The 25,464-nt window shown below is 60.6% G+C and carries 23 protein-coding genes; 14 read left to right on the top strand and 9 right to left on the bottom strand.

Going from position 1 to position 25,464, the window contains the following annotated elements:
- The first annotated feature begins 60 nt into the window (after positions 1-60).
- The 3 genes from LG367_RS07490 to LG367_RS07480 all read left to right on the top strand — a co-directional run bounded on the left by LG367_RS07490 (position 61) and on the right by LG367_RS07480 (position 5,999).
- Entirely contained in the window at positions 61-3,579 is a 3,519-nt protein-coding gene (locus LG367_RS07490; protein ID WP_226468595.1) for a methylmalonyl-CoA mutase family protein, read from the top strand.
- A 147-nt stretch (positions 3,580-3,726) separates the two neighbouring features.
- Positions 3,727-5,217 carry a hypothetical protein gene (locus tag LG367_RS07485; RefSeq protein WP_226468594.1) on the top strand — a complete coding sequence of 497 codons (1,491 nt, stop codon included), beginning with the start codon at positions 3,727-3,729 and terminating at the stop codon, positions 5,215-5,217.
- Complete coding sequence (locus LG367_RS07480; RefSeq protein ID WP_226468593.1) at positions 5,214-5,999, top strand: hypothetical protein; 786 nt, start codon at positions 5,214-5,216, stop codon at positions 5,997-5,999. The genes LG367_RS07485 and LG367_RS07480 overlap by 4 nt, the downstream gene beginning before the upstream one ends.
- Here LG367_RS07480 and LG367_RS07475 read toward each other — a convergent pair.
- The 6 genes from LG367_RS07475 to LG367_RS07450 form a co-directional block, all read right to left on the bottom strand.
- Positions 5,996-6,700 (bottom strand): transposase, encoded by a 705-nt coding sequence (locus LG367_RS07475; protein WP_226468592.1) that lies wholly within the window; start codon positions 6,698-6,700, stop codon positions 5,996-5,998. The two genes, LG367_RS07480 and LG367_RS07475, sit on opposite strands and share 4 nt — an antisense overlap.
- A 129-nt stretch (positions 6,701-6,829) precedes the next feature.
- The gene (locus LG367_RS07470; RefSeq protein WP_226468591.1) at positions 6,830-7,468 is read right to left on the bottom strand and encodes an STM2766 family helicase-associated protein; all 639 of its coding nucleotides are present in this window, start codon (positions 7,466-7,468) and stop codon (positions 6,830-6,832) included.
- Positions 7,468-9,483, bottom strand: a complete 2,016-nt coding sequence (locus LG367_RS07465) for an STM2767 family DEAD/DEAH box helicase (RefSeq protein WP_226468590.1) — start codon at positions 9,481-9,483, stop codon at positions 7,468-7,470. Before LG367_RS07465 ends, LG367_RS07470 begins: the two co-directional genes overlap by 1 nt.
- Before the next feature lie 183 nt (positions 9,484-9,666).
- Positions 9,667-9,927: a hypothetical protein gene (locus tag LG367_RS07460; protein ID WP_226468589.1), complete on the bottom strand. Its 261-nt coding sequence runs from the start codon at positions 9,925-9,927 to the stop codon at positions 9,667-9,669.
- Positions 9,924-11,255 (bottom strand): TFIIB-type zinc ribbon-containing protein, encoded by a 1,332-nt coding sequence (locus LG367_RS07455; RefSeq protein ID WP_226468588.1) that lies wholly within the window; start codon positions 11,253-11,255, stop codon positions 9,924-9,926. Before LG367_RS07455 ends, LG367_RS07460 begins: the two co-directional genes overlap by 4 nt.
- A 21-nt stretch (positions 11,256-11,276) precedes the next feature.
- Positions 11,277-12,428, bottom strand: a complete 1,152-nt coding sequence (locus LG367_RS07450; RefSeq protein WP_226468587.1) for an SPFH domain-containing protein — start codon at positions 12,426-12,428, stop codon at positions 11,277-11,279.
- Positions 12,429-12,784: 356 nt separating this feature from the next.
- Here LG367_RS07450 and LG367_RS07445 point away from each other — a divergent pair, with 356 nt between their 5' ends.
- From LG367_RS07445 to LG367_RS07430, 4 genes are all read left to right on the top strand, one after another.
- Positions 12,785-13,057 (top strand): hypothetical protein, encoded by a 273-nt coding sequence (locus LG367_RS07445; protein ID WP_226468586.1) that lies wholly within the window; start codon positions 12,785-12,787, stop codon positions 13,055-13,057.
- 477 nt (positions 13,058-13,534) lie between these two features.
- Entirely contained in the window at positions 13,535-13,936 is a 402-nt protein-coding gene (locus LG367_RS07440) for a hypothetical protein (RefSeq protein WP_226468585.1), read from the top strand.
- Between the two features lie 106 nt (positions 13,937-14,042).
- Positions 14,043-14,930: a restriction endonuclease gene (locus LG367_RS07435; protein WP_226468584.1), complete on the top strand. Its 888-nt coding sequence runs from the start codon at positions 14,043-14,045 to the stop codon at positions 14,928-14,930.
- A 75-nt stretch (positions 14,931-15,005) separates the two neighbouring features.
- Complete coding sequence (locus tag LG367_RS07430; protein ID WP_226468583.1) at positions 15,006-15,563, top strand: YaeQ family protein; 558 nt, start codon at positions 15,006-15,008, stop codon at positions 15,561-15,563.
- Between the two features lie 35 nt (positions 15,564-15,598).
- Here LG367_RS07430 and LG367_RS07425 read toward each other — a convergent pair whose 3' ends face one another.
- Positions 15,599-16,093, bottom strand: a complete 495-nt coding sequence (locus LG367_RS07425) for a YaiI/YqxD family protein (RefSeq protein ID WP_226468582.1) — start codon at positions 16,091-16,093, stop codon at positions 15,599-15,601.
- Positions 16,090-16,308, bottom strand: coding sequence for a hypothetical protein (locus tag LG367_RS07420; protein WP_226468581.1), 219 nt, complete (start codon positions 16,306-16,308; stop codon positions 16,090-16,092). Before LG367_RS07420 ends, LG367_RS07425 begins: the two co-directional genes overlap by 4 nt.
- Before the next feature lie 166 nt (positions 16,309-16,474).
- Here LG367_RS07420 and LG367_RS07415 point away from each other — a divergent pair, with 166 nt between their 5' ends.
- From LG367_RS07415 to LG367_RS07385, 7 genes are all read left to right on the top strand, one after another.
- Entirely contained in the window at positions 16,475-16,957 is a 483-nt protein-coding gene (locus LG367_RS07415) for a hypothetical protein (RefSeq protein ID WP_425490930.1), read from the top strand.
- A gap of 269 nt (positions 16,958-17,226) precedes the next feature.
- A complete protein-coding gene (locus LG367_RS07410; RefSeq protein WP_226468634.1) occupies positions 17,227-18,366 on the top strand; it encodes a glycoside hydrolase family 18 protein in 1,140 nt (379 codons plus the stop codon).
- Between the two features lie 245 nt (positions 18,367-18,611).
- The gene (locus tag LG367_RS07405) at positions 18,612-18,866 is read left to right on the top strand and encodes a hypothetical protein (protein ID WP_226468580.1); all 255 of its coding nucleotides are present in this window, start codon (positions 18,612-18,614) and stop codon (positions 18,864-18,866) included.
- Positions 18,867-19,094: 228 nt separating this feature from the next.
- Positions 19,095-20,024 (top strand): M14 family metallopeptidase, encoded by a 930-nt coding sequence (locus tag LG367_RS07400; RefSeq protein ID WP_226468579.1) that lies wholly within the window; start codon positions 19,095-19,097, stop codon positions 20,022-20,024.
- A gap of 131 nt (positions 20,025-20,155) precedes the next feature.
- Complete coding sequence (locus LG367_RS07395) at positions 20,156-21,676, top strand: serine hydrolase domain-containing protein (RefSeq protein WP_226468578.1); 1,521 nt, start codon at positions 20,156-20,158, stop codon at positions 21,674-21,676.
- Positions 21,677-21,804: 128 nt separating this feature from the next.
- Entirely contained in the window at positions 21,805-22,947 is a 1,143-nt protein-coding gene (locus LG367_RS07390; protein WP_226468577.1) for an SDR family oxidoreductase, read from the top strand.
- A gap of 92 nt (positions 22,948-23,039) precedes the next feature.
- The gene (locus LG367_RS07385) at positions 23,040-24,224 is read left to right on the top strand and encodes an SGNH/GDSL hydrolase family protein (RefSeq protein WP_226468576.1); all 1,185 of its coding nucleotides are present in this window, start codon (positions 23,040-23,042) and stop codon (positions 24,222-24,224) included.
- Between the two features lie 36 nt (positions 24,225-24,260).
- Here LG367_RS07385 and phaZ7 read toward each other — a convergent pair whose 3' ends face one another.
- Positions 24,261-25,406: an extracellular native short-chain-length polyhydroxyalkanoate depolymerase PhaZ7 gene (gene phaZ7, locus LG367_RS07380; protein ID WP_226468575.1), complete on the bottom strand. Its 1,146-nt coding sequence runs from the start codon at positions 25,404-25,406 to the stop codon at positions 24,261-24,263.
- Positions 25,407-25,464: the final 58 nt, after the last annotated feature.

Genomic DNA, 25,464 nt, shown 5'->3' with positions numbered 1-25,464 from the left:
GAGGGCACCACCGGCCGCACGTTACAATTGCCCCATTCCTGTAGCCGTCCGGAGCGCGCGATGAGCACGCCAGCCACAAACCTTCCTGAGACCCAGCCCGACGCGTCGCCGTTGCGCTTCGTCACCGCCGCCAGCCTGTTCGACGGCCACGACGCCGCCATCAACATCATGCGCCGGCTGATCCAGTCGCAAGGCGCGGAAGTCATCCACCTCGGCCACAACCGTTCGGTCGAAGATGTGGTGCGCGCCGCGCTGCAGGAGGACGCCGACGCCATCGCGCTCTCGTCCTATCAGGGCGGCCATGTCGAATACTTCAAGTACATGGTCGACATGCTCAAGGAACGCGGCGCCTCGCACATCCGCGTCTTCGGCGGCGGCGGCGGCACCATCACGCCGGAGGAGATCCGCGAACTGGAAGCCTACGGCGTCGAGCGCATCTACCACCCCAACGACGGCATGAAGATGGGGCTGGTGGAAATGATCCAGGACGTCGTCAAGCGCGCCGCCGAAGCGCGTGACGCCGCGGCGCGGACATCGGACAAGAACGACGTTCCGGGCATCGAGGATGAGATCGCCATCGGCCGCGTCCTCAGCGCCATCGAGGATGGCGCCTATTCCGACACCGAACTGTCCCGCCTGCGCAAGCAATGGCAACTGGCCAGCGGCAAGACTCCGGTCATCGGCATCACCGGCACCGGCGGCGCCGGCAAATCGTCGGTGACCGATGAACTGCTCAACCGCTTCCTCGCCAGCTTCCCGAAGATGCACATCGCCGTGATCTCGGTCGACCCCACGCGTCGCCGCACCGGCGGCGCGCTGCTCGGCGACCGCATCCGCATGAACTCGCTGCGCAGCCATCGCGTCTACATGCGCTCGATGGCCACGCGCCGCCAGAACGTCGCCACCAATGCCGTGCTCAAGGACTGCATCGGCTTCCTCAAGGGCCTGGGCTACGACCTCGTCATCGTCGAGACCGCCGGCATCGGACAGAGCGATTCGGAGATCGTCGATCTCGTCGATTTCCCGATGTACGTGATGACCAGCGACTACGGCGCGGCCAGCCAGCTCGAGAAGATCGACATGATCGACTACGCCGAGCTGATCGTCCTCAACAAATACGACAAGCGCGGCGCCGAGGATGCGCTCCGTGACGTGCGCAAACAGTGGAAGCGCAACCGCACCGCCTTCCAGACCAAGGACGAGAACGTCCCGGTCTATCCCACCATCGCCAGCCAGTTCAACGACCCCGGCATCAGCTGGATGTTCACCAACCTGTGCCGCCTGCTGAGCGACAAGCTGCATCTGCCCAAGGACGCCTGGACGCCGCGCCTCGACACCACGCTGAAGGAGCCGCGCGCCACCGTGCTGATCCCCGGCGCGCGCGTGCGCTACCTCGCCGAGATCGCGGAGCAGGGCAGGCGCATCAACGCCTCGATCGAGAAGCAGGCCGAAGCCGCCGATCGTGCGCAATCCTTCTGGCAGTCGCTGCATGAAATCGGCGACGCCAAGCTGCCGAAGCAGCTCGACCTCTACGACGCCGACGCCCTCAGCGAAGGCGCCGACAACTCCCTCAAGACCCTGCGCCAACGCTACAACGACGCCATCCAGTCGCTGACCTCCGACTCGCTGAAGCTGCTGCGCGAATGGCCGCAGCGCCTGAAGTCGATCACCGACGCCGTCACCGAGTACGAAGTGCGCGGCAAGGCGATCAAGGTCGAGAACTACCGCGAATCGCTCAGCCATCAGCAGATTCCCAAGATCGCCGCGCCTACCTACAAGAGCTGGGGCGAACTGCTCACCTTCCTCGGCAAGGAAAACCTGCCCGGCAGCTATCCCTACACCGGCGGCGTCTATCCCTATCGCCGCACCGGCGAGGACCCGATCCGCATGTTCGCCGGCGAAGGCACGCCCGAGCGCACCAACCGCCGCTTCCACTACCTCAGCGTCGGCCAGCCGGCCGCGCGCCTGTCCACCGCCTTCGACAGCGTCACCCTGTACGGCGAGGACCCGGCGCCGCGCCCCGACATCTACGGCAAGATCGGCAACTCCGGCGTCAACATCCCCACGCTCGACGACATGAAGAAGCTCTACTCCGGCTTCGACCTGTGCGCGCCCACCACCAGCGTCTCGATGACCATCAACGGCCCGGCGCCGATCATCCTCGCGATGTTCATGAACACCGCTGTCGATCAGCAGGTGGAGAAATACCTCAAGGCCGATCCGCAGCGCTGGGCCGAAGCCGAGAAAAAGATCGCGCAGCTGTTCGAAGGCCGTGAGCGTCCGCGCTATCACGGCGAGCTGCCGCCCACCAACGACGGCCTCGGCCTCGGCCTGCTCGGCGTCTCCGGCGACCAGCTCGTCGACCCCGACACCTACGCCCGCATCAAGGCGGAGACGCTGGCCACCGTGCGCGGCACCGTGCAGGCCGACATCCTCAAGGAAGACCAGGCGCAGAACACCTGCATCTTCAGTACCGAGTTTGCCCTGCGCATGATGGGCGACATCCAGCAGTACTTCGTCGACAGCAAGGTGCGCAACTTCTACTCGGTGTCGATCTCCGGCTACCACATCGCCGAAGCCGGCGCGAACCCGATCAGCCAGCTCGCCTTCACCCTGTCCAACGGCTTCACCATCGTCGAGTACTACCTCGCGCGCGGCATGAAGATCGACGACTTCGCGCCCAACCTGTCGTTCTTCTTCAGCAACGGCATGGACCCCGAGTACACCGTCATCGGCCGCGTCGCCCGCCGCATCTGGGCGCGCGCCATGCGCGAGCGCTACGGCGCCAACGAGCGTAGCCAGATGATGAAGTACCACATCCAGACCAGCGGCCGCTCACTGCACGCCCAGGAAATCCAGTTCAACGACATCCGCACCACGCTGCAGGCCCTGTACGCCCTGTTCGACAACTGCAACAGCCTGCACACCAACGCCTACGACGAAGCCATCACCACGCCGACCGAAGAAAGCGTGCGCCGCGCCGTCGCCATCCAGATGATCATCAACAAGGAACTCGGCCTCAACTTCTGCGAGAACCCCTGGCAGGGCAGCTTCATCGTCGACAAGCTCACCGACATCGTCGAGGAAGCCGTCTACAAGGAGTTCGAAGCCATCAGCGAGCGCGGCGGCGTGCTCGGCGCCATGGACACCATGTACCAGCGCGGCAAGATCCAGGAAGAGTCGATGTACTACGAGCACAAGAAGCACGACGGCTCCTTGCCCCTGGTCGGCGTGAACACCTTCCTGCCCAAGGAGCACGGCGGCGAGATCGCCACCGAGATCGAACTGATCCGCTCCACCGAGGAGGAGAAGGGCCAGCAGATCGCCAACGTCCAGGCGTGGCAGCAGTCACGGAATGTCCTGGCGCCGGTCGGGGAGACTGAGCACGGGCACCTGGCCGCCTCGGACGAGGAGCAGGACTTCGTCCATGACGGCCATGGGCTGGCCTACCTGCAGGCCACCGCCCGGGAGCGCCGGAATGTGTTTCAGGCGTTGATGGAGGCGGTTAAGACGCATAGTCTGGGGCAGATTAGTCATGCGTTGTATGACGTGGGTGGGGAGTATCGGAGGAATATGTGATGCCTAGTGGCGGTGTGGTTCATGCCGAGAGTATTTTTAAATGACGTGCTCGCCGACCTCGGACAATAAACATCCCCCCGTTACTGTCAGAGGTCCCAGCTAGTAGCCTAATGCTTACCTGAGCGGGATGGCGACATAGTGCGCTTCATGAAGAAGACACGCGCTGAGGGACAGTGCCGTTTGACCGGCCAGACTGGCCCATTTGTAACCTCGCATATCATCCCCAAGTCTCTGACCAAACCGTCGGCCCCTGGTCGGCCGTTTATTCAAACCAGGAAAGGAGGCCGCCCGGTGCGTCGCTTTGACAGCTGGTATGACCCGGCCCTTGTCATTAGAGAAGGCGAGGATATTCTGGCCGCCATCGACGGGCGAGGTGTAGAGCTGCTCAGGCAGCATCGCTTGGTTTGGAGTGGGTGGGGTGAGGACGAGGAGCTGTCTGGTGAGTTCCCGGTCGATGAGGATTCGGGCGTGGGAGTGCGCTTTTTACCCTCAGTCGACCTGACGACGTTGCGCATCTTCCTCCTAAGCATCCTCTGGCGAGCAGCAGAGTCGAGCAGGGAAGAGTTCAAAGAGGTTGCTCTTCCTGAGACGCATCGGAATCGGCTCCGACAGATGATCCTGGCGGGAGACCCGCAGCCTTTGGATTGGTATTCGACCATCCTCACCCAGGTTAGAACTAGGGGGCCTAACCACAACCATGCTCCTCAGGCCATGAATATGCCTGTGCGAGAGGAAGCCGAGAACGAGGTCCGCACATTACCCAGTTTTCGCTTCTACTTCGATGGCTTGATTGTCCATTTCATGCGGCCAACCTCAGAGGACATCCCTATATGCACGGAACCGGCGCCCCTGACGACCGTCGAAGGAGGCCTTGCTGTGATTACGGTCAGAGCGGAAGATTCTTACCAGATGCGCAATCTTAACCAGGCCATTGCTGAGGCAGAGGTGGAATGGCCAGAGGAGATTGAAGCGTTGTCATCCCATGGGACTGAGGATCCGATGCCCGGATATCCTGACATAGCAGCTGGCGATGGACTCGTCATGATGCATGACCTGATCGAGGAACTCCGCGCCGATGTTCACAAGGCATACGAGATTTTGGAGTCGGACCGGAACTCCCAGTTTTTTCGGCGGAGTGCGGCTCGTGCCATATTTGCCTATGTTGAAGCCTTACTCGAAGCCATTCGTACCGAAATCAGGTCCACCTTGCGTTTGGAAATGTTCAAGGGCGAGCTGACTAAAAGAGAGGAGGAGACCCTAGGATTTCGGCACATTGTGGGAGTTCCGGGCAAGCTTCTCGCATTGGAGGTTGCGGTCAAGAGAGTCTTCAAACTCGCCGCGAAAGTGTGGTTATTAGACTTCCAACTAAATGCGGGAGGGGAGAGCTATCGGGACTTCATAGTCGCCAAGATGGGACGCAATAAGCTAACGCATCCGCGGACGGTGTATGACATACAAGTAACCGATGAGGACATGCACTACTACACAGTGGCCGGACTTTGGGTGCAGACAGAGATGCAGCGCCTTTTCAAGGCGAGGCAGGAAGCCATCATTGCCATGATGTCCCCAGAGGCGCGCGAGCGCCTCTCGGAAATGCTGTCTGGCCCGCTTGAATCGGGGGGGCAGGGTAAGGGATGAGCCAAATTTACAAACCCTTAGAGCTTCCACCCGCTTTGCCAATCGAGTCCACCTTCGACTGCTTCGTGTTATCCGTTGGCGGCGTCCGAATGTCCTCGCTTGTGGGACAGTCGCCTCCCTTCGCGAATGCTGACTACCTGTTTCCAGTTGACCAAGTCATCGTCGAGCTCAAAGAGCTGACGACGGACTGGCCTCGGCTCCCAGAGTTCCAGCAGAGAATTTCGAATCTTTGGTTGAGGTGTTTGCTCGCGGGGCGTATTTCAGACGCGCACTTGGAAAAGAAACTTCCCCTGCCGATGGACGTACATCGGGACTTCATGCACCTTCTCAGAAAGCCGCTAAAGCGAATCTTGGAGAAGGCAAACAAGCAGATCAAGGAGACACGCCATCATCTGGGGTTCAAAGATCACCAAGGCGTAGTCATGTTGGTTGCGGATGGACTGCTGACCGTAGCGCCGCAGTATCTGATAGGCCTATTGGCCGAGATTCTTCTGCACGACTACTCAGGGATAGACTGCCTTGTGATTCTCACAGTGAACGAGTATGTCGATATTCCAGGCGACGATTTTGCGCGATTGCTATGGGTGCCTACTTATGCCGATAGCGCGCCCGAGCCTTTGGTTGGATTTATCGACAATCTTGGGCGGCAGTGGTTTTCCCGGCTGCAGGAATTGAGTGGGCCCTGCGATTCTGTCTCTGAAGGTCCGGATCGCAGCTTTCTAGAAGGAGCCCACTACATTGACCTAAAGGGGACAGGACCTAAAGGGGACGGAGGGAATTAAGCGACCTCCGCGCTCCCCTTCCGCCGTGGTCGCCCGCGCGGCATGACTACCACGGACCTGTTCAAGATCTTCTCCACCGTTGCCTGGAAGCGGGCGTCGCCGAGTGCCTTCTCCTGCGTCATGTAGGCGCGGATGCGGGAGAATCCCCCCGGGTCAAGAGGGGCATGCAGCCAATCGCGATACGCCGCGGCGCGGCTGATGCGGTTGGCGCCCAGTCCAGCGTAGGCCGGATGCGGGATGAGCAGTGGATCCTGCGCCAAGCCGAGATGTGTGTGTACGCTCGACCACCGGTAATCCTCCGGGCGTTCGACCATCGCCGCGCGCACGGGATTGAGCTCAATGTAACGGATCACGCGTAGGGCATAGGTATCCGAATCGACCAGGCTGGACTTGAAACGGCCCTGCCACAAGGTGCCGATGCGACGGTAGCGTTGGTTGAACGATTGCACGTAGGTCTGGCCGGCCTGTCGCAGTGCCTGGGATACGCATCCCGCTATTGCGGAGCTGAGGAAGAGATGCACGTGGTTGTCCATCAGCACGAAAGCGTGGATGGCGACGCCATGCTTGCGGCATGCATCGCGCAGGAGCCGTCGGTAGTGATGACGGTCGGTGTCGTCGAGGAAGATCGCGCAGCGGTTCACCCCGCGCTGGGTGACGTGCAAGGGAACTCTGGGGATCTCGAGGCGAGGTTGGCGGGGCATGCGGCAGGCGCTTGTCGGGGATGCCCACGATGCCGCTAATCTAGGTTGTCGGGTGTCGGCGGATGGCTCGATTAGTGGTCGGGAATGTCTTAATTGCCTCTGTCCATATTTCGCTGAAATCGACTGATATCAGTATCTATTTCGCCTAGAAACATAATGGCAGTCCGTAAGAATATTAAGCATGTCGAATAAATCATCTTGCGAACCTTGGCTCAATAACCCGAGCTTGAATTTCGTGTGATTTGAATAGAAGACATCTACATGATGTTGAGGATGTCTATCGCCGTCGGCGTTCTCTTCGTCATCATCATATCGGACATAACCGTCTTCAACGGTAAGCAATTCGAGCAACAGGTCCCATGCGTGTGGGTCAAGCTGAGTGGCTTCATCTACATGGGTTGCCAGATCAAGTGCGGTAATGCCTGGGCGTTTGATCTCGGTGAGTAAGCCCAGAGCTATCGAGGTAGCTCTATGATCTATTTTGGGGTGCGCGTGCGAGCTAAAGCTAAGTGAAAGATCTTGGTGGCAAGTAGTGATAAATGGAAAGTTAACTGAATATATTTTCTTGGGCTTTGCAAAAAAAAGCCTGCTCATTTTAGCGATGTGAAGCACCAGTGTTGATGCTATTTGATCTTCACGAGGAAGCGTGGGTGTTAGCATTACTTTTGTTGCGGAAAGAAGAATCTCAGCGTAGTCATATTTTGATCGTACGGCAGAGAATGCCCATCTAGTCTGATTGCCATCAAGATGGAAAACGTACTGTGGCATTATTGGCCAGCCATTTGCCGGTAGTTGAAATCAACTATCTGTGAGATTTTCTCTCTATCGAAAGCCTCTCCATTTATGTTGACTACGATATCGTAAAGGCGAGTCCTAAAAATATCTTCAACGTCGAGTTCATCAAAGATGCTTGACACAAAGTCAAAAAATGACTGTTGGTCCTCTGTCACAGAAATCGTTGTTCGAATGAGAGCCTGCTCCTCAAGTGATGGAGCTGTAACATCCATATAGCCATTCCTTTGAATTCCTTGAAGACCAGCAACAATTTCTGGTAAGACTGGCTGATTCGAAATTTCATCAATTATCAAGAAAGTTTTTATAAATGACCTTGTCAGTGTCATATAAAGTGCATTTCTGTATGAATTGTATCGATAAATGCTTCGCGTGACGCATATAACAAATGGAAATTCCAAGCCTTTAACATTGTTTTTGTTGCTGATAAATAATGAGTTGTGCAGTTTTTGCTTGGATTCGTATGCCTTGTTGACGCTCCATCCAATAATTCGTGGTACAAGCTGCTCCAGTTCATCAGCCAACGCGAATGGCGGGGAGCCGTTGTCAAGCAAGATGATTCCCACATCATCTGGGTTTACGGTTGGATGATCACGGATAATCTGCTGGAGCGTGCTTACTATCGTCTGGGCTGCGTTTGGGTAGAACGACTGTGGCGATGGAATTATTTCAACACTGTCTAGGCCTTCTTGGGCTAGATCCTCGAAGCGTCGTAGTGGCTCACGTCTAAGGCGTTGCGTTCTTCCCCCAGCAAGCTTTTCAACGGAGTAGCCGCAAGCTTCCCACTCTGCATCCTCCAGCCATCGGAGCTTTGAAGATTCAAACAAGCCCATCCCCAGGCCATGTGCGAACATCAGCGTTTTGGGGTCGGTTCTATAACATTTGCTTAGAAGGAAGTCTGGGTCAATTCTGGCAACGATCTCTTCATCGAAGATGCTCTGAAAGATGTCGCCAGCAATATAGACGTTTGAGCTTGCAGAAGCAGCACAGAGTTCAAAGAAGGAATCAGGAAAGTCCTGGCTTTCATCTATCAAGACCGTGTCGAATGGAGGAGGCAGCCCGGCTTTTTCCTTTACCTGCTGCAAGGCAATCTTGCACGCCGTGTCAAAATTCATCGATCGGCTCCACGGATGAAATGGGAGCCCATAGTGATGGCAGATGTATCGATAAGTTCCAGAATTTGGCTCGCCTTGAGAGCCCCATGCATGCATACACCAAAGGCGCTCACGCCATTTGATCTGCTGTTCGACTTTCATGAAATCAAAGAATTCAGGGATGCGGCTTCTAAGGTTATCCGCAAGAATTCTGTTGTGACATGTAAAGGCAATCCTTGAATCTTCCGAGCTGATATACAGCTCTTTCAACTTGTGCAATAGAAGTTCGGTTTTTCCAGTCCCGGACAATCCTTGAATGCGGATTTGCTGCTTTGTTGGTTTCTGATAGATAAATCGAGTCTGGTCGCCATCGAAGAGGAGAATTTTTTGCTTCACTCGATCAAGGAGTGTGGAGGGCTCTGGGCCGCTTACGCGATCAATGTTATTGATGCTTCCTGTGAGAAGCGAAATAAGTAGCTCAGCAATACGTTGTCGGGCGGGCTCCTCTATGGAGGCGCTGTTTAGGGCATGATTAATATTCCAAGTAGAAGCGGAATAGGTCATGCTAACTATAAGATCTTTCCAATCTCTTGGGCGGCCGATGGCCGAACGATATCTATATTTGTCGGAGATAGATCCAAGGTCTTCGATAAAGTCTTCTACGAAGGTGTTGAATTCTGATTGATTCGCGCCGTAATCGACAAAAATTAGACGTCGTTTCGGAGAAAGTATGACAAGCGCATTTTCATATCCGTATGTGTACTTATCATCGCCAAGTGGCTTGCTTACAACGTAGACTTGCTGGCGATTGGATATGCTCCAGCGTTCAATTTCGTCGAGAAGCCGATGATTCGCGTTGTTCTTTGTTGTCTGTGGATAGAAGTAACTGCTCGTCATATTCGCGGCTTCGCTAACTTGAAATACGAGGGTCGCATTTGCTTTGCCCCGGGTCTAGGGGCGGTAAGGCAAATATGCTGTCAGGTTTTAGCCTGTATCTAGTCGGAAAAATCTGAGTGGATAGAGCAGAGAGTCTAGACGTATTTTTAGTCGGCAGAAGACCTGCCTTCTGTCAGCCGTCCTTCATCCAGCATCAACTTGTATACGCCGCACGCGCTTGCGGTATTCCCCCATGTTATCCCCATTAATCCGCGTTTCCCGCGTCCCGGTCACCGTATCCACCTTCCTGTCCGAGCCGGTGACCGGCTTGGCCTCGACCTTGGTTTCGCGCTCGAAGGCATGCGATTTGTCGGTGTTGCGGTAATACCGGTACAGGGCCCAGTACAGCGCGGTGGCGCCGGCCGGGCCGAGGGCGAGCAGCCAGAGTCCGCTGTCGTCGCTCATGTCGAGTTCCCCACGATCCAGAGTGCGATGCCTTCGAGGAAGGTGCCGACGGTGAGGGCGGCCGTCAGCAGCTTCCACTGCTGCACCGGCACGCTGCCCATCGTCTCGCCGGTACGGCCGTTCACGGCGATGTAGTGCAGCAGGCCGCCGTTGCGGCCCGGCTGGTGGTACGAGTAGAGCCAGACCGGCAGGTACATCGACACCCAGCGCGTGCCATGCACGTCCAGGCGTTCCTGCTCCCAGCGGACGCCGCGATCGTAGCGGTCCACCGAGTGCTCGACCTGGGCGCGGGCGATCGACAGCAGCTGATCTTCCAGGCGCGGGCGCAGCCGCTCCACGTCCTGGTCGCGCTTCTCCGAGGTGAAGCCCGACAGGTAGGACGCGTTCCATTTCACCGCGTTCTTGGTGTCGAACGGCAGGATCGTGTTGATGATGTTGTTGGTGTTGACTCGCGTGTCCAGGTTGCCGCGCTCGGTGGAGGATTCCAGCGGCAGGTCGTCCACAGTGAAATCCACATGGCGCTGCACTTGGTACACGTCGGCGTCGTAGTAGGTCTTCTTGTCGTTGCCGCTGCCGCGTGTGTAGCGGCGCGTCTCGATCTCGCCGTGGCCGGCGACATCGGCGCTCGCCTTGCCGTCGACGATCATGTAGGGCAGGTAGACGCCGACGACGTTCTCCGGCGTGAACTGTTCCTTGAATGCTTTCAGCGCGAACAATCGCCGCTTGCCGACGAACTGGCGGATACGCGCGACCGCGTCTTCTTTCTTGATGTGAAAGGGCAGCAGGGCGTCGGGGACGGCGCCGTTCGCCACCTGTTCGTTGACGCCGAAGACATGGCGGCACCAGTGGCACCGCGCGGTCATCGCGTTTTCGGTGTTGATCGTCACCTCGGCGCCGCAGCCGGTGCACTTGAAGGTCATCAGGCTAGCGGCGTCGGCGGCGATGTCGCGCGCGCCCGAGGCGATGATCGTGCCTTCGAGTGTGTCGAGGCCTTCGCCGAGCCCGAATTCTTCTTCGACGCGTGCGCCATGCCATTGGTTGCGGCAGTACAGGCAGATCAGCAGGTCGCCGCCCGGCTTCTGCCGGATGTCGGTCGACCCGCATTTCGGGCAGCGGTTGAGGCCGTCCTTGAGCTCGTCGGAGGACGTGTCGATGGCGACCGGGTCGGGCGCCTCCAGTTCGTCGCGGATGGGCTTTGGCAGGGTGGCCGGGTCGAGCGGCGAACTGCCGGGCAGCGGCGGGACGTCCTGCGGCGAGCCGGGCCCGGTATGAGCCGGACCGGTGACAGGCGGCAACGGCGGTGGCGACGGGGTGTTGGTGTTGGACATCGTCGTCGTGCGGCCCGCGGCTTACAGACCCAGCGCCTTCGCTTTCACCGCGTCGTAGTCCGCTTGCGTGATCAGGCCCTGGTCGAGCAGTTCCTTCGCCCGCTTCAGCTTGGCGACCGGGTCGTCGGCGGCGGGCGCGGCCGGCGCGACCGGCTGCTGCAGGCTCCCGAGGCCGCCGACCATGCCCGAGGCCATGCCCACGCCCACGAGACCCGCCGCGCCGCCGTTCTCGCCGGCCGACTGGATGCCCGCCGCGACGCTCGCCTGCAGGTTGGAGTTGCCGCGCGAACCGGACAGCGCGTCGGCGCGCTGCACGGTCTTCAGCAGTTCGCGCGTGTTGGCGTCGTATTCGATGGAGACGATGGCGGTCTTGACGATGGTGAGGCCGCGCTCGGATTTCCACTGATAGGCCTGCTCCACCGCATCGGACAGGCTCTTGGCGAAGCCGACGGAATCCTGCTGGATCTTGGTGATGCGATTGCCCTTGGCGGGATCGTTGGTGTACAGGCTGAAGGCCGGCGCGAGTGAACCCACCACTTCGTTGAAGAGCTGGGTGGCGGCGGCGTTGTCGATGTCGGTGAAATCGAACACCTGGCCTGGCTGAAGATACGTGGCCGGCACGAAATTCTTGACGAACAGAATCGGGTCCACGATTTTCAACGTGTAGGAGCCGCGCGTGACAGCGCCGACCTGCGTGTTGAGGAAGCCGTCGTCCCAATAGATTTCGGATTGCGTGCCGAAGCGGTTGTCGGGCAGTTCCTTCAGCGAGACGAAGAAGGCGGCCTGCTGCGAGCCCGGCTGGCCGCCGAACTTGAAACGCTCCCAGCTCTGCTTGACGAGCGACGCGACGAGGCCATCGCCGGCGAAGACCGACTTCGAGTTGAGATCGTCCGATCGCCATTCGTAGCCGCCCGCCTCGGTGACGACGGCGGTGACCGCGCCATCCTGCATCAGCAGCAGCCCGTAGCCCTCGGGGACGACGATCTTCGAACCGTTGGTGATGATGTTCGAGGAACCTTTCGTGTTCGAACCGCGTCCGGCATTGGTGCCGCGCGGCACGGCGGCGAACAGCGCCGCGGTCGCCGGCAAGCCGTCCGGAACCGTGTAGAAGTCCTTCCATTGATCGGCGAGCACGCCGCCGACCGCACCCGCCACCGCCTGCACAAGACCCATGACATCACTCCGCGATTCGTGGCCGGATACCATTCCCGCCATGCGGGACGCACTATACATTCCCGGACGGCGCGCCGAAGGCGGGGAGCCGGGAAAAACATACAGAAGGGCGGAGCAGGAACGAGCCCGGGCTCGCTTGCCTTGTGGGGCGGGTTGGCGTGGCCTCTCTGCACGCGCCCGCGTCGGAGAAGGGGGGGCCTCTTCGCTTCGACATGTCGAGGACGCCGTTTTGACCCCGGCTGCGTCGCGGACGCGAGAGCCTGCCGCTGGCTGTCATCTGCGTTTTATCTGTTTTTAACACTGCATTCTTGGAAGGCTGGCAGGGTGCGGGTCTCACCCGAAGCACGGAGCATGCGATGAAGAAGTGGTGCCTTTCCGCCTCGTTGGTCCTGACCGTCGCCTATAGCGCCGCCGCGCTCGCCGACGTCCACACTTTCCAGGTCATCGGAGAATCCTACGGACACACCAGCGAAGAGGCGATCGACAACGCGCTGCGCGTGGCGGACGAGAAGTGCTATCTGAGCTGGGGACGTTCTTCGCAGGACTACACGGTCCTGGCCCAGTGGGTCGATCAGGAAAGCGGATATCCGGCCGCCAGGGTGTCTTTGGGGTGCACGACCGAGGACTGATTCGACGTTTGGTCGCCAAGAACGGAGGCAAGCTCACTACCAGCGGATGGCGTTGACTTTCTTGGGCGATGCGCTGGTCTGCCGCCGAATGAAGTACAAGGTTTTCGCCTGGGCCATGGCTCGAAAGATGCCGTGGCCCAAGGCACGCTCACTTTACTGAAGAGGGGCTCGTAACTACTGCAACCCAGGTTTCGGCAAGAGTTTGGGTGAGGGCGTTACGGTAGGTGCTCGGACATCTTCGGGCACACGTATTTCCTGACGCTGGTCAGTGACAAGCCTCGGATCTTCGCCATCTGAAGGCAAGAAAAGCGCCAAGAGCGGCAGGGCGCGCGACACTGCGGGATGTCGTCGGATAATGGGCCGCATTCGCTTCCCGGGCGATAATGCCAGGCTGACACGCGCGGGTGTTCGCTTCGGCGATACTTCTGATGCGCCATGCGCGGCGATTTTCCTGGGCAGGGGAGCGAGGTTCGAGCAATGGTTGGATTGTTTCGTGGTCTAGTGCTATTCGCACCGATAGCGGTGGTGGGCTCCACTTTCCTGCCGTTCGAACGACCTTTGCAGATGAACCTGCCACTTGATGGAGTGATGCCGATCCTTGGACTTCTGAGTGTGTTGTTCGGCGTGGTCGGTGGCGTGCTGGGTCTCTTCTCGGTGATCGGCCTGCTGCGTTTCAGGCGATGGGCGCGCATGCTGGCGGTGTGGTGCGCGATCGCCCTGGCGTTGTCCTCGGTGCTCACGCTGACTGTCATGCCACTATTGGACGTGATGGCGCCCGGTGCGATTGCATTGCTCGTGCTTGCGGCGATTTGCTGGATTGGGGCGCTTGTGCTGGCGCGTATGCCGCCGTTGGCCGCGCGATTCGAGGCGCGGCGCTGACGTCGGCTTGTTCAGCGTTTTCTGAAACAAGCCAGATTCACTTTCCGAAAAAACAAGTTCAAAGTAATCCCGTCGAGGTTTTATTCTTGAACGCCGGGGGGCTGGCATGGAGACGGATGGCCTGAAGCAGGTAAGGAATCGCCGCTACGACGCCTTGGCGCGCGTGCGCTGGGATCGCCTGGAGATGCTGCTGGCCGACTATTACGCCGCGCAGGGATATCGGGTCGAGCACGTCGGAACCGGCGGTACTCGGCAGCGGTTCGATGGAGGCATCGATCTGAAACTGCGCAAGGACGATGAATACATCCTCGTCCAGTGCAAGGGCTGGAATGCCTATCAGGTGCCGCACAACGAAGTGCATCAGTTGATCGGGTTGATGGTCAACGAAGGCGCCACGGGTGCGATCCTCGTGACGGCTGGAGAGTTCACTCGTGCGGCCATCGAGGCAGCGACGCGAGGCGGCCATGTACAGCTGCTGGACGGTGATGATCTGCGTCAGATGCTGGGGCCGCTTCCCGAGGATGCCGAAGGAGTGTCGTCGGGCGGACAAGATGGAGCCGGGTTTGAGGACGGAAATGCTCGACGGATCGCGGCGACAGCGGGGGGACGCATGCTACCCGTGGCCGCAAATCGTCATCGTGTCCACAGGCAGGGCGGTGCCAGACGAGTTATCGCGCTTGGGCTGGGCGCCAAATTGGTCATCCAGCTCTTGGCGCTTCTATTCGTTGTGCTGGTTCTGTATCTGGCCGGCAAGACCTTTATCAATCTGACGAAGTCATTGTCGCCCACGGCGATTGCGCCACCCGCACAGCAGGAAATGCCGACACAGCCGACCTTCCCGGCTCCCAGCGTCGCGCACTCCCCGCCATCCGAAGTGACGTCGACTCCGCTGCCGCCGTACCAGCAGGAGCCAACGTCCGAGGAGATTCGTCGATCGCAACGCGACTCAGACGAAGCAATGAAAGTGATTCAGGACAGCACGCCGGAAATGTAGAGGTGAAATGGTGCGTAAAGAGTTGTCAGGGACAATTCCCACTAGAATGGCGCCTGTATTCCATCAGGCACCTCCATGGCACTCAAAGCCACCGTTCTCAAAGCCGAGTTGCAGATCAGCGATATGGATCGGCATTACTACGCCACTCATCCGCTGACGCTGGCGCAGCATCCGTCCGAAACGGATGAGCGGCTGATGGTGCGGTTGCTGGCATTCGCGCTGTACGCCGACGAGCGGCTGGAGTTCGGTCGTGGCCTGAGCAACGAGGAAGAACCTGATCTGTGGCGACGCGATCGCGTCGGCGATATCGAGCAATGGATCGATCTGGGACAGCCGGACGAAAGCCGGATCCGAAAGGCTTGCGGGCGCGCGCGGCAGGTGATCGTGGTGAACTACGGTGGTCGCGCCGCCGATCTGTGGTGGAGCAAGATCGCATCTTCGCTGAGTCGCCTGAAGAATCTGACCATCATCGACATCCCGACGGACGCGGTGGAAGCGTCGGCTGCGCTGATTCAGCGCGGCATGCGTCTGAATGCCCTGATCCAGGACGGTGAACTGCAATTGATGAGCGACACGGCCACCGTGACGCTACGGCCCGTGGTGCGCATGCAGGCGGCCGGTGTTGCCGCCTGACAAAACGGGGCAGGTTCAATTGCCCATTCGAGTCCTCAGCCTGGCTTGCCCGATGGCCGGGCTGACGCCCGTGCCGCGAGCCAACGATCCAGCTGATTGGCGAAGGCCTGCCGGTCGCGCGCATGGAACACCGCCGGCCCGCCAGTCTGCACGCCGGCACCACGCAACTCATCCATGAAGTTCCGCATCGACAGACGTTCGGCAATGGTGTCGGTGGTGTAGCGCTCGCCGCGTGGGTTGACGGCTTCCGCCCCGCGTTCGAGCACGCGCGCGGCCAAAGGGATGTCCTGGGTGACGACCAAGTCGCCGGGCCGGACCCGTTCGGCAATCGCGTCGTCGGCGGCATCGAAGCCGCCTTGCACCTGCAGGGCGCGCACATGGCGCGATCCCGGGGTGCGTAGCCATTGGTTGGCGACGAGGGTGACGGCGACCTGTGTCCGTTCGGCGGCGCGGAACAGGATTTCCTTGATCACCGCAGGGCAGGCGTCGGCGTCCACCCAGATTTGCGGGTTCGGCTCCGCGTCGTTCATTTAATCGTGTCGGGCGGCGGCGTGGCCGCTGCCTTCGCCGCTTCGCGCTCGGCGCGCTTCTTGGCGTCTTTCTCGTCCTGTTTCTTCTTCTTGGCGATCTCGCGCTGGCGTTTTTCGAATGAATAGTTGGGCTTGGCCATGGAGGAGGGGCGGGGGATGGGCGTGTAGTGTACGGAAAACAATGCCTTGAGATATTCCACGCGGAAGAGCAGCACGGCTCCCGCGCCAGGACGCCTAGCTGGGTTTCAGGATGTTGTCCGGAGGCACGCCGATGGCGCGTTCTGCCTTATACCAGTGCCCCTTGTGATAGAGATAGACTGCTTTCGCAAACCACGAAAGCCGAATTGCGTGCTGTTGTCCGCCCATCCCCAAGGAGGTCGTATGAAAGGGTGTTTTGCCATCTTGCTGGCCGCAGTCTTGATTCCGTGCACACCGGTGCTTGCACGCTCATTCAAGGCATCTCCCTTGGTTGGCAGCTGGGCCGTGGATGTGTCGCGCCTGCCGATGCCGCCCGAGGCACGGCCGAAGAGCGTCACGATCACGTTCGGCGACGCGAGCGGTGGGAAATGGACGACGCAGGTCGACATCGTCGATGGCGGTGGCGCGAAGAGCCATGCCGTCAGTACCGCCGCACTCGATGGTACGGCTGTCCCCATCACGGGCAGCACCGAGGCCGACATCGCCGCCGTGAGGATGCCTACCCCCGATGTCCTGGTGATGGCGCTCGGCAGAGGAGGCATTCCGGCATCGACCCGCATCTACGCCGTCGCCGCGGACGGCAAGACGATGGTCGAGACCGCCACCTACTTCGGTACCAACGGCCGGCCAATCATGCGGACGAACTATTTCACGCGAGTCAGGTGACCGCTGCGCTGACAGGCCACTGACACGTGTGCGTGGTGCTTCATCAGTACGCATGCGTGCGGTGGCGCTCTCGGCAAGTCATGGATCGGTGCCGCGATGTCGCGCGGGAAAGTGACATCGCCCGGGTTTTGGCTTTCGTCGTCTGTACGACTTGTTACGCCTGAACTAGGCTAGGCCTCTTGGGCATCGGCCGCACACTTGCAAGCTGATGTCGTTCACTTGCGAGGGGCGGGATGCTACGAGGGTTTGGAGCGTTTCTTGTTGTCGTGATGGCCGCGGTTGCGTTCAACTCCGCGTGCGCCGAGGATCAGGTCGATACGAAGGTCGTCGGCGCTTACTATCCAGCCGGCTCCGCCACGCGTTATCCGATCGAGCGGATTCCCGCCGACAAGGTCACGCATTTGTTCTATGCCTTTGCGCGGATCGAGGATGGCCGTTGCGCGGTCGGTGAGCAGGCGAGCGCCCATTTCGAGGCGCTGGCCAAGCTGAAGCGCGAACACCCGCGTCTGCGGACGCTGATCTCGATCGGTGGCTGGAGCGCAGGCGGTTTTTCGGATGCCGCGCTCACCGCCAAGACACGCAAGCGTCTGGTGGCGTCCTGCCTGGCGCTGTTCTTCGACAAGCATCGCGGCAGTTTCGACGGCGTCGATATCGACTGGGAGTTTCCGGTCTACGGCGGGCCGCCGGAGCTCGCCGCACGGCCGCAAGACCGGCGCAACATGACAGCCCTCGTGCGCGAGTTCCGTCGCGAGCTCGATGCGCTCGGACGGCAACGCAAGCAGGCATATCTGGTGACCGCCGCGCTGCCGGCGGGGCGAATGGAATCCACGGGGCCTTATGATCCGGCGCGCAGCTTCGAGCTCGGCGAGCTTGCCAAGCTGCTCGATTTCATCAATCTGATGACCTATGACATGGGGACGGTGTTCACTCCCGTGGCGAGCTTCAACGCGCCCATGCGCGAAGTGGCGGAAGACCCGCTCGATCCGCAGCTGCGCCGCTGGAACAGCGTGGAGGGCGGCGTCGATTACTACCAGCGCAATGGCGTGCCCGCGAACAAGCTGGTGTTGGGCGTTCCGTTCTACGGTCGCGGGTATCGCGTGAAATCCGATGCCCAGCATGGCCTGTATCAGCCTTACAGTGGGACGTTCCCAGCCGGTGATTACCGCGACATCAAGCGTAATCTGTTGAGCGATCCGCAATGGCAGCGGCATTGGCACGCAGTCGCGCAGACGCCGTGGCTGTTCAATGCCAAGGAACACGCGTTCGTCAGCTATGAAGATCCCGAGTCGATCGCCATCCGCGCCGGTTTTGCCAAGGAACGCGGCCTGCTCGGAGTGTTTACGTGGGAATTGACCGCCGATGACGAAGAGCAGGCTTTGCTTGAGGCGATGGTCAAAGGGATGAAATGAGCGGAATGGTTCCGCTGGCCATGCTCCAGCCGTATTCGCAAGATTTCGTGCTCGGGTAGTTTCGTTCGGTCATGAGCGGAGATGAAAACAGGATGCGGCGCACTGTTTTCGCATGACTTATCGACAAGAGGATTTGTGGAAATGTTTGTGGAACATATTTCACGGTCCTCTTACTCAAATTTCACTGCTGCCTTCGGGGTGCGTGATCGAATCCGCCCGGCTAGACCAACACTGGGAGGATGAGAATGAAGAAGCACGGTATCGCCATTGTCTTAGCGTTTCTATTGCCCATCGGTTCGGCCTTGGCCGCGGTGGTGTATGTCTCCGGCAGTGGCCAGAGTTATGACCCCGGCATCGCGCTGGAGAATGCCCGCGCCGATGCCATCAGCAAATGCGAGGCGCAGGGAGGAACACCGATTGAAGAAGTGTACAACCACGTGAGCCGGAACAACTACTGGTCCGCGTCCTCGATCTGGACATGCGACGTGCCCGGGCAGTAGGGCCGGGTTCCCCTCATGCAGGCACGCTCAGGCTCCATGATCGGAGCCTGATGCGTATTGCACGCCGGCGAACGTGATGGTCGATCAGTACGCATGCGTGCGGATGGCGATCATGGCGTGAGTTGTGTCGCACGATCGCGCGGAAAGTAAGCCTGGCCTGTTTCAAGCCTTGTTTCAGACGGTTACAGTGTCGGACCTTTCCGACAGCCACGCAGAGCGAGCAACACGATGACCAATCCGGCCCCATATCCGATCGGCACACCCGGACAACCCTGGGGCGACATGGAGAAAGCCGAATGGCTGTCGCGGCAGACCCGCAAGCGCAGTTACGAAGCCGACGTGCTGAGCGTGATCGATCGCCTGCGCGTGCGCTTCGATGTGGCGGAGTACGGCCATCTGGATTATCCGCCCGACAGCTATCCGTTGATCGTCGTCAAAACCCGCGCATGGCGCGATGAGTTGCCTGTCGCGCTGGTCACAGGCGGGGTGCACGGCTACGAGACCAGCGGCGTGCACGGGGCGCTGCAATTTCTCGATCTGCACGCATCGGAGTACGAAGGACGGATCAACCTGATCGTCGCGCCTTGCGTCAGCCCGTGGGCCTACGAGCGCATCCACCGCTGGAACCCGGATGCCCTCGATCCGAACCGCTCGTTTCGCGAGGGAAGCCCCGCGCGGGAATCGGCCGCGCTCATGCATCTGGTCGCGCCGCTGCGCGATCGCGTGCTGATGCATATCGATCTGCACGAGACCACCGATACCGACGAGTCCGAGTTCCGTCCCGCGCTGGCCGCGCGCGACGGGAAGGCGTTCGAGCCGGATGGTGTTCCGGACGGTTTCTATCTGGTCGGCGACAGCGAAAACCCGCAGCCAGAATTCCAGCAGGCGATCATCGCCGCGGTGGCCGAGGTCACGCATATCGCGCAGGCCGATGAGAAGGGCAAGATCATCAGGGCTCCCGTAGTCGCGCCCGGCGTCATCAACTACGCGATCGGACAGCTCGGGCTGTGCCCTGGCATCACCAATGCCGCCTACAAGACGACCACCGAGGTCTATCCGGACAGCCCGCGCGCGACGCCGGAGCAATGCAACGCGGCGCAGGTGGTGGCGGTGCGGGCGGCTCTCGATTTCGTCCTGGCGCGCGCGAAGGCCGACTGAGACCGCGTTCGTCGCCATCCATTACGGGAAGCACATGGCCTGGGCGATGGCCCGGGTCACACTGGCGCGTCTTCGTCGCAAGGGAATCTGCCGTGACCGCCCGCATTGCTCAGCCGCAGCCTGATCCTGTCGTGAATCGTTTTCCTGCAGCGCGCCTGAGATGGCTGGCCTTGGCGGCGCTTGCCGCGGTCGCCTCCGTGCAGGCATGGGAACCGGTCGCGCCGAATCCGCTCGCTGCACTCGACAACGGCTTGCGTCCCAGCGCGATTCCGCCTGGCGAAGCGCCGCCGCGCTGGTCGCTGGCCGAGCGCATGCGTCATTACAAAGTGCCGGGAGTGGCGATCGCCATACTGAAGAACGGCGAAGTGATGCAGGCGACGGGTTTCGGTGTGCGCGAAGCCGGAAAGGAGGACAAGGTCGATGGCGATACGTTGTTCTCGGTCGGATCGATCAGCAAGGTAGTGACGGCAGCGACGACGCTGCGACTCGTTGCGGAAGGACGGTTGGACCTGGATCGCAACGTCGATGAGTACCTGAAGCGCTGGAAGTTGCCGGCATCGGCTGAAGTGTCGAAGCCGCAAGTGAGCCTGCGCAAGCTGATGTCGCACACTTCCGGTCTCGGCGTGCATGGTTTCGCGGATTACCAGCCTGACGAGCCGTTGCCGACGCTGATGCAGATACTCGATGGACAGAAGCCGGCCAAGGGCGAGGCGGTGCGGTTCAAACACGCGCCTGGGCTGATCAACGATTATTCGGGCGGCGGCGTCACCGTGGAGCAGATGGTGATCGAGGATGTCGCCGGCAAGCCGTTGCGACAACTGGCCGAGCAGCAGGTGTTCGCACCGCTGGGCATGCGTCGCAGCACGTTCGAGAGCCCGCTGTCGGTCGCGCGCGAAAACGTCGCCAGGGCACACAACGGCGAAGGCGCGCCGAATGCGTTGCCGCGTGGCTGGGAAAGTTTCGCCGAGGCGGGAGCGTCGGGTTTATGGACCAGTGCGAACGATCTGGGCAAGTTTGTGAGTGCGTTGATCAAGAGTTATCAAGGCCATGCCGATTTTCTGCCGCAACCGTTGACGATGGCGATGATGACCGAGGTGTCGCCTGGTCCATTCGGTTTGGGGCCGCGCCTCGGCGGTGCGGGACCGGGGCGGTATTTCTTCCATGCGGGCGCCAACGAAAGCTATCTGGCCTTCATGGAAGGCTATCCGGAAACGGGCGACGGCTTCGTGATCCTGACCAACGGCAGCAACGGCGGCCAGTTGTCCTTCGAGATCCGCAACGCATTGGCCGATGCGATCGGCCTGGGCGCGCATCCGCCTATGCGCACCGTGAAGCTGCGCCTGCCGCCGTCACCCGATTACGCTGGTCGCTATCGGCTCGATACCTCCGTGCCCATGGATTTGCGCCGTGCTTCGGCTGACAACTTTGACTTTGATTCCCTGCAGGTGAATGTCAAAGGCGATGCGGTGGAACTCGTGCTGCCTGGCCAGGACAAGCCGACGCCGCTCATGCCATTGGGGCCGGCGCAGTTCGTGCATTCGGGTCTCTATTTGTTCGTATTCGAATTCCGCCGTGACGCCTGGGGCAAGGTGCGCGGGATTTCGTTGTCGATTCCCGAAGCGGATGCGGTGGCGTACTACGCGCGCGAATGAATTCGAGCCTCAACCCCAGACTTTTGCCATACGCGCACGGAGGTCGGGAGATGTAAGAGTGTCGTGAGTCTGGGGAGACCTGCTGCAGGGCAGCGGCTGCCGGGACGCCCGCTGACAGGAGACATCACATGCCCACCCGCCGCGAACTGCTCAAGCTCAGCGCCCTTGCCACGGCCGCGAGCGCATTGCCGTCCTTCGCTTCCGCCGCCGAGACCGCGCCCGTGGGCAAGGCCGCGAAACCTCTGAACATTCTGATCCTGGGCGGCACCGGCTTCACCGGCCCGTTCCAGGTGAACTACGCGTTGGCGCGCGGCCACAAAATCACATTGTTCAATCGTGGCAAGAAGCCTTCGCCGGAATGGCCGGGTGAAGTCGAGCAACTCCACGGCGATCGCAACACCGGTGATCTGAAGGCACTGGAAGGGCGCAAGTGGGACGTGTGCATCGACAATCCGACCAGCCTGCCGGTGTGGGTGCGGGATGCCGGCAAAGTGCTGAAGGGCAACGTTGGGCATTACCTCTTCATCTCCACGATCTCGGTCTACGCGGACGGCAGCAAGCCCGGCATCACCGAGGATGCGCCGTTGGCTGTCTACAAGGGCAAGGATGCGATGGCCGAGACGCAGGAAACGCTGCGCGGCGACATCGAGAATCTCTACGGTCCGCTGAAAGCACTGAGTGAAGCCGAGGCGCGCAAGCAGTTCGGCGAGCGCGTGACCATCGTGCGGCCGGGCTACATCGTCGGGCCGCGCGACGAAACCGATCGTTTTACCTATTGGCCGCATCGCGTGGCGCAGGGCGGCGAGATGCTGGTGCCCGGCGACGGCGCGGACCCGGTGCAGATCATCGACGGCCGCGATCTCGGCGAATGGATGATCCGTCTCGCGGAGGCGGGCACCCTCGGCACGTTCAATGCCGTGGGCCCGAATTATTCGCTGGGCATGGACGCGATGTTGTACGGCTGTCAGGCCGTCACCGGCGGACCGGTGACGTTCACCCATGTCACGCCGGCATTCGTGGAAGAGAAGAAAGTCGATCTGCCGATCTGGGTGCCGGCGCGCGACAATCCTTTCGCCGGTTATGGGCAGGTGAGCAATGCACGCGCGATCCAGGCAGGGCTGAGTTTCCGCCCACTCGCCACTACCGTGACCGATCTCCTGGCCTGGTTCCGCGGTCTACCCGCTGATCGCCAAGCCAAGCTGCGCGCAGGCATCACGCGCGAGCAGGAAGCGGAATTGCTCAAGGCCTGGGGTTCGCGCAAGGGCGCATGAACTGACTCATCGCATCAAGGATCGAATCTATGCGGAATTCAACGCTCAGACGTGCTTTGGCCGGCTGCTTGTTGTGCGTGATGAGCCTGGCGATGTCAGTCCAGGCCGAGATGCAGGCTCCCACCGACGAAGCGCATTGGGTGGCCGCCTGGGGTGCGGCACCCGTATCGGCAGGCGACGAGTTGAAGGCGCAGACGGTGCGGCAAGTGATTCGCACCAGTATCGCCGGGTCCGCCGTGCGTATCCGTCTCTCCAACCTGTATGGGACGACGCCAGTGACGATCGGGCCGGTACATGTGGCCAAGTCCGCGGGCAAGTCGGCCATCGAGACCACTACCGATCGCGCGGCGACGTTTGGCGGCAAAATGACCGTGACCATCGCCAAAGGCGATAGCGTGCTCAGTGATCCGGTGGCGTTGCCTGTCGCCGCGCTCGAACAGCTCGCGGTGAGTCTGTATTTACCCGAGGGCGTGAAGCAACCGACCGTGCATGGTGCCGCCAGCCAGGACGCGTTCTTCGCGAACGGTGATGCCACCACGGAAGAGGAATTCCCCGCGGGCGAGCCGGAAGATAGACGCTATTTCCTGACGGACGTTGAAGTTGCGGCGGCTCCCGCCTCGCGCGCGATCGTGATCGTTGGCGATTCCATCACCGACGGCGTAGGTTCCACCGAGAACCGGAATGCGCGCTGGCCCGATGCGTTGGCCGAGCGATTGCAAGCTGATCCGGCGCTGGCGAATATCGCCGTGATCAATTCGGGCATCGCCGGCAATCGCATCGTCAACGATGGGGCGGTGCCGTATCGCGGCCCAAGCTCTCTTTCGCGTTTCGATCGCGATGCCTTGAACAAGCCGGGAGTGCGCTGGGTGCTGCTGTTGCAGGGCGGCAACGATATTTCCGCCTCGGATGTGTTGAAGCAGCCGGAACAGAAAGTCTCGGCACAGCAGATCATCGATGGGATGAAGACGCTGATTGCACGCGCGCATGCGAAGGGCGTCAAGATTTTTGGCGCGACGTTGTTACCCAGAAAAGGCACGGAATTCCCGGCGCCTCCCACGCCGGCGGCATTGGCCAAGCGCGAGGAGGTCAATGCCTGGATCCGCGATTCCGGCGCTTTCGACGCCGTGGTCGACTTCGACAAGGTGATGCGCGACCCCGCACGCTCCGGTCATCTCCGGCCCGACTACGACAGTGGCGACCATTTGCACCCGAACGATGCCGGTTACAAGGCGATGGCGGCAGCGATCGACCTGGCGTGGTTTGCGGAAGGGAAATAGATCCGTATCGAGTAGGCCGGCGCGAACTTGCTGGCCCTAGCGATTGATTGCCGGGCCGTTCACTCCGACATAGCCGTTGGCGCAACCGGTGGTGCAGGTCGTGGACAGCATGTTGTAGATGATGCGCCCGGTATTGTTCTTGGAACGGAAGTGGCCGACACCGCTGCTGGTGTCGCCGCCTCCGGCGTTGTAAGGCATGCCGTCGGCCCAATCCCAGTCGTAGGCGTACGCGCTGCTGCCGAAGCCGACATCGACCTGTGCCTTGACGTTGCTCGCGGCGTTGAACAGGGCGCCGCTGCTGCAGCCGGCCGCGTAGCTGGTGGTGAAGCAATGGACCTGGTCGTACAGGCCTGCGGTGACGCTGTAGAAATTCACCGAGGAGAACATCGACGGCAACGCGCGCAGGCTGTCGCTGCCGCTTCCGGTCCAGCGGTTGTAGCCGTAGTAGGGCACGCCGGTGCTGGGATAGAAGCCGAAGGTGTAGAAGTCGTACGGCCAGACATAGGCCTCGGCGTTGCAGGTCGGCGCGTAGGGCGACTGGTAGCCGGAGGCGTAGCAGGTGTTGAGGCCGCGCAGCCCGCCGCCGATGTTGATGAAACGACGCACGCTGGCCTGATTGCCGTGATAACGCATCATCGCCAGCGCCATGCTCGCGCCCATCGAGTGGGCGACGATATCGACCTGGCTACGTCCGGTGTAGGCCTTCACCTTGTCGATGAAGGTCTTGAGGATCTGGTACTTGGCCGGCTCGTGGTAGTTGTACTGCGGCGTCGATCGTTCGTCGGCATCGAGATAGGTGATGCCGAACAATTCGCAGTCGTTGTAGCCGCGTGATTTCAGTTCGTCGTACACGGAAAGCGACGGCGTGGTGTAGCCGGATACGGCGCCTGGCGGCATGTCGAAACTGATCGCGCTGTCACCATTGCCAGGGATGAAGACCACCGGGGTGCGCGTGGCCGTGCAACTGCCGCCGCCGAAGCCGCCGTTACCGACGCCGGGGTTGAAGCCACCCGCGTACTGCGATGCGGTGCCGGTGCAGACGAAGCCGTTGTTGCCGCCGCAATCGAGTGCCCACGAGGGCGTGGAGACGATCGCCGCGAAAGCCAGCACTGCGGCCAGCAGGAAGCGTCGTGCGGGGAAACTAATCGTTGCGATGGATTGAGAGAAGAGGCTGCGCACCATTTCGATCTCCAGGCGGGTGGTGGAACCGGGGAGACAGCCTGTTGATATTGAGAGCATG

Origin of the sequence: Luteimonas panaciterrae, from assembly GCF_020511115.1 — a bacterium.
GTDB lineage: Bacteria > Pseudomonadota > Gammaproteobacteria > Xanthomonadales > Xanthomonadaceae > Luteimonas > Luteimonas panaciterrae.
The sequence above is the reverse complement of the archived record's forward strand: the minus strand, read 5'-3'. Positions and strand labels throughout refer to the sequence as shown.

Bases quoted from the DNA above. Each gene is read 5' to 3' on its own strand.
- LG367_RS07490 (WP_226468595.1), top strand. From the start codon at position 61: ATGAGCACGCCAGCCACAAACCTTCCTGAGACCCAGCCCGACGCGTCG.
- LG367_RS07485 (WP_226468594.1), top strand. From the start codon at position 3,727: ATGAAGAAGACACGCGCTGAGGGACAGTGCCGTTTGACCGGCCAGACT.
- LG367_RS07480 (WP_226468593.1), top strand. From the start codon at position 5,214: ATGAGCCAAATTTACAAACCCTTAGAGCTTCCACCCGCTTTGCCAATC.
- LG367_RS07475 (WP_226468592.1), bottom strand. From the start codon at position 6,700: ATGCCCCGCCAACCTCGCCTCGAGATCCCCAGAGTTCCCTTGCACGTC.
- LG367_RS07470 (WP_226468591.1), bottom strand. From the start codon at position 7,468: ATGCCACAGTACGTTTTCCATCTTGATGGCAATCAGACTAGATGGGCA.
- LG367_RS07465 (WP_226468590.1), bottom strand. From the start codon at position 9,483: ATGACGAGCAGTTACTTCTATCCACAGACAACAAAGAACAACGCGAAT.
- LG367_RS07460 (WP_226468589.1), bottom strand. From the start codon at position 9,927: ATGAGCGACGACAGCGGACTCTGGCTGCTCGCCCTCGGCCCGGCCGGC.
- LG367_RS07455 (WP_226468588.1), bottom strand. From the start codon at position 11,255: ATGTCCAACACCAACACCCCGTCGCCACCGCCGTTGCCGCCTGTCACC.
- LG367_RS07450 (WP_226468587.1), bottom strand. From the start codon at position 12,428: ATGGGTCTTGTGCAGGCGGTGGCGGGTGCGGTCGGCGGCGTGCTCGCC.
- LG367_RS07445 (WP_226468586.1), top strand. From the start codon at position 12,785: ATGAAGAAGTGGTGCCTTTCCGCCTCGTTGGTCCTGACCGTCGCCTAT.
- LG367_RS07440 (WP_226468585.1), top strand. From the start codon at position 13,535: ATGGTTGGATTGTTTCGTGGTCTAGTGCTATTCGCACCGATAGCGGTG.
- LG367_RS07435 (WP_226468584.1), top strand. From the start codon at position 14,043: ATGGAGACGGATGGCCTGAAGCAGGTAAGGAATCGCCGCTACGACGCC.
- LG367_RS07430 (WP_226468583.1), top strand. From the start codon at position 15,006: ATGGCACTCAAAGCCACCGTTCTCAAAGCCGAGTTGCAGATCAGCGAT.
- LG367_RS07425 (WP_226468582.1), bottom strand. From the start codon at position 16,093: ATGAACGACGCGGAGCCGAACCCGCAAATCTGGGTGGACGCCGACGCC.
- LG367_RS07415 (WP_425490930.1), top strand. From the start codon at position 16,475: ATGAAAGGGTGTTTTGCCATCTTGCTGGCCGCAGTCTTGATTCCGTGC.
- LG367_RS07410 (WP_226468634.1), top strand. From the start codon at position 17,227: ATGGCCGCGGTTGCGTTCAACTCCGCGTGCGCCGAGGATCAGGTCGAT.
- LG367_RS07405 (WP_226468580.1), top strand. From the start codon at position 18,612: ATGAAGAAGCACGGTATCGCCATTGTCTTAGCGTTTCTATTGCCCATC.
- LG367_RS07400 (WP_226468579.1), top strand. From the start codon at position 19,095: ATGACCAATCCGGCCCCATATCCGATCGGCACACCCGGACAACCCTGG.
- LG367_RS07390 (WP_226468577.1), top strand. From the start codon at position 21,805: ATGCCCACCCGCCGCGAACTGCTCAAGCTCAGCGCCCTTGCCACGGCC.
- LG367_RS07385 (WP_226468576.1), top strand. From the start codon at position 23,040: ATGTCAGTCCAGGCCGAGATGCAGGCTCCCACCGACGAAGCGCATTGG.
- phaZ7 (WP_226468575.1), bottom strand. From the start codon at position 25,406: ATGGTGCGCAGCCTCTTCTCTCAATCCATCGCAACGATTAGTTTCCCC.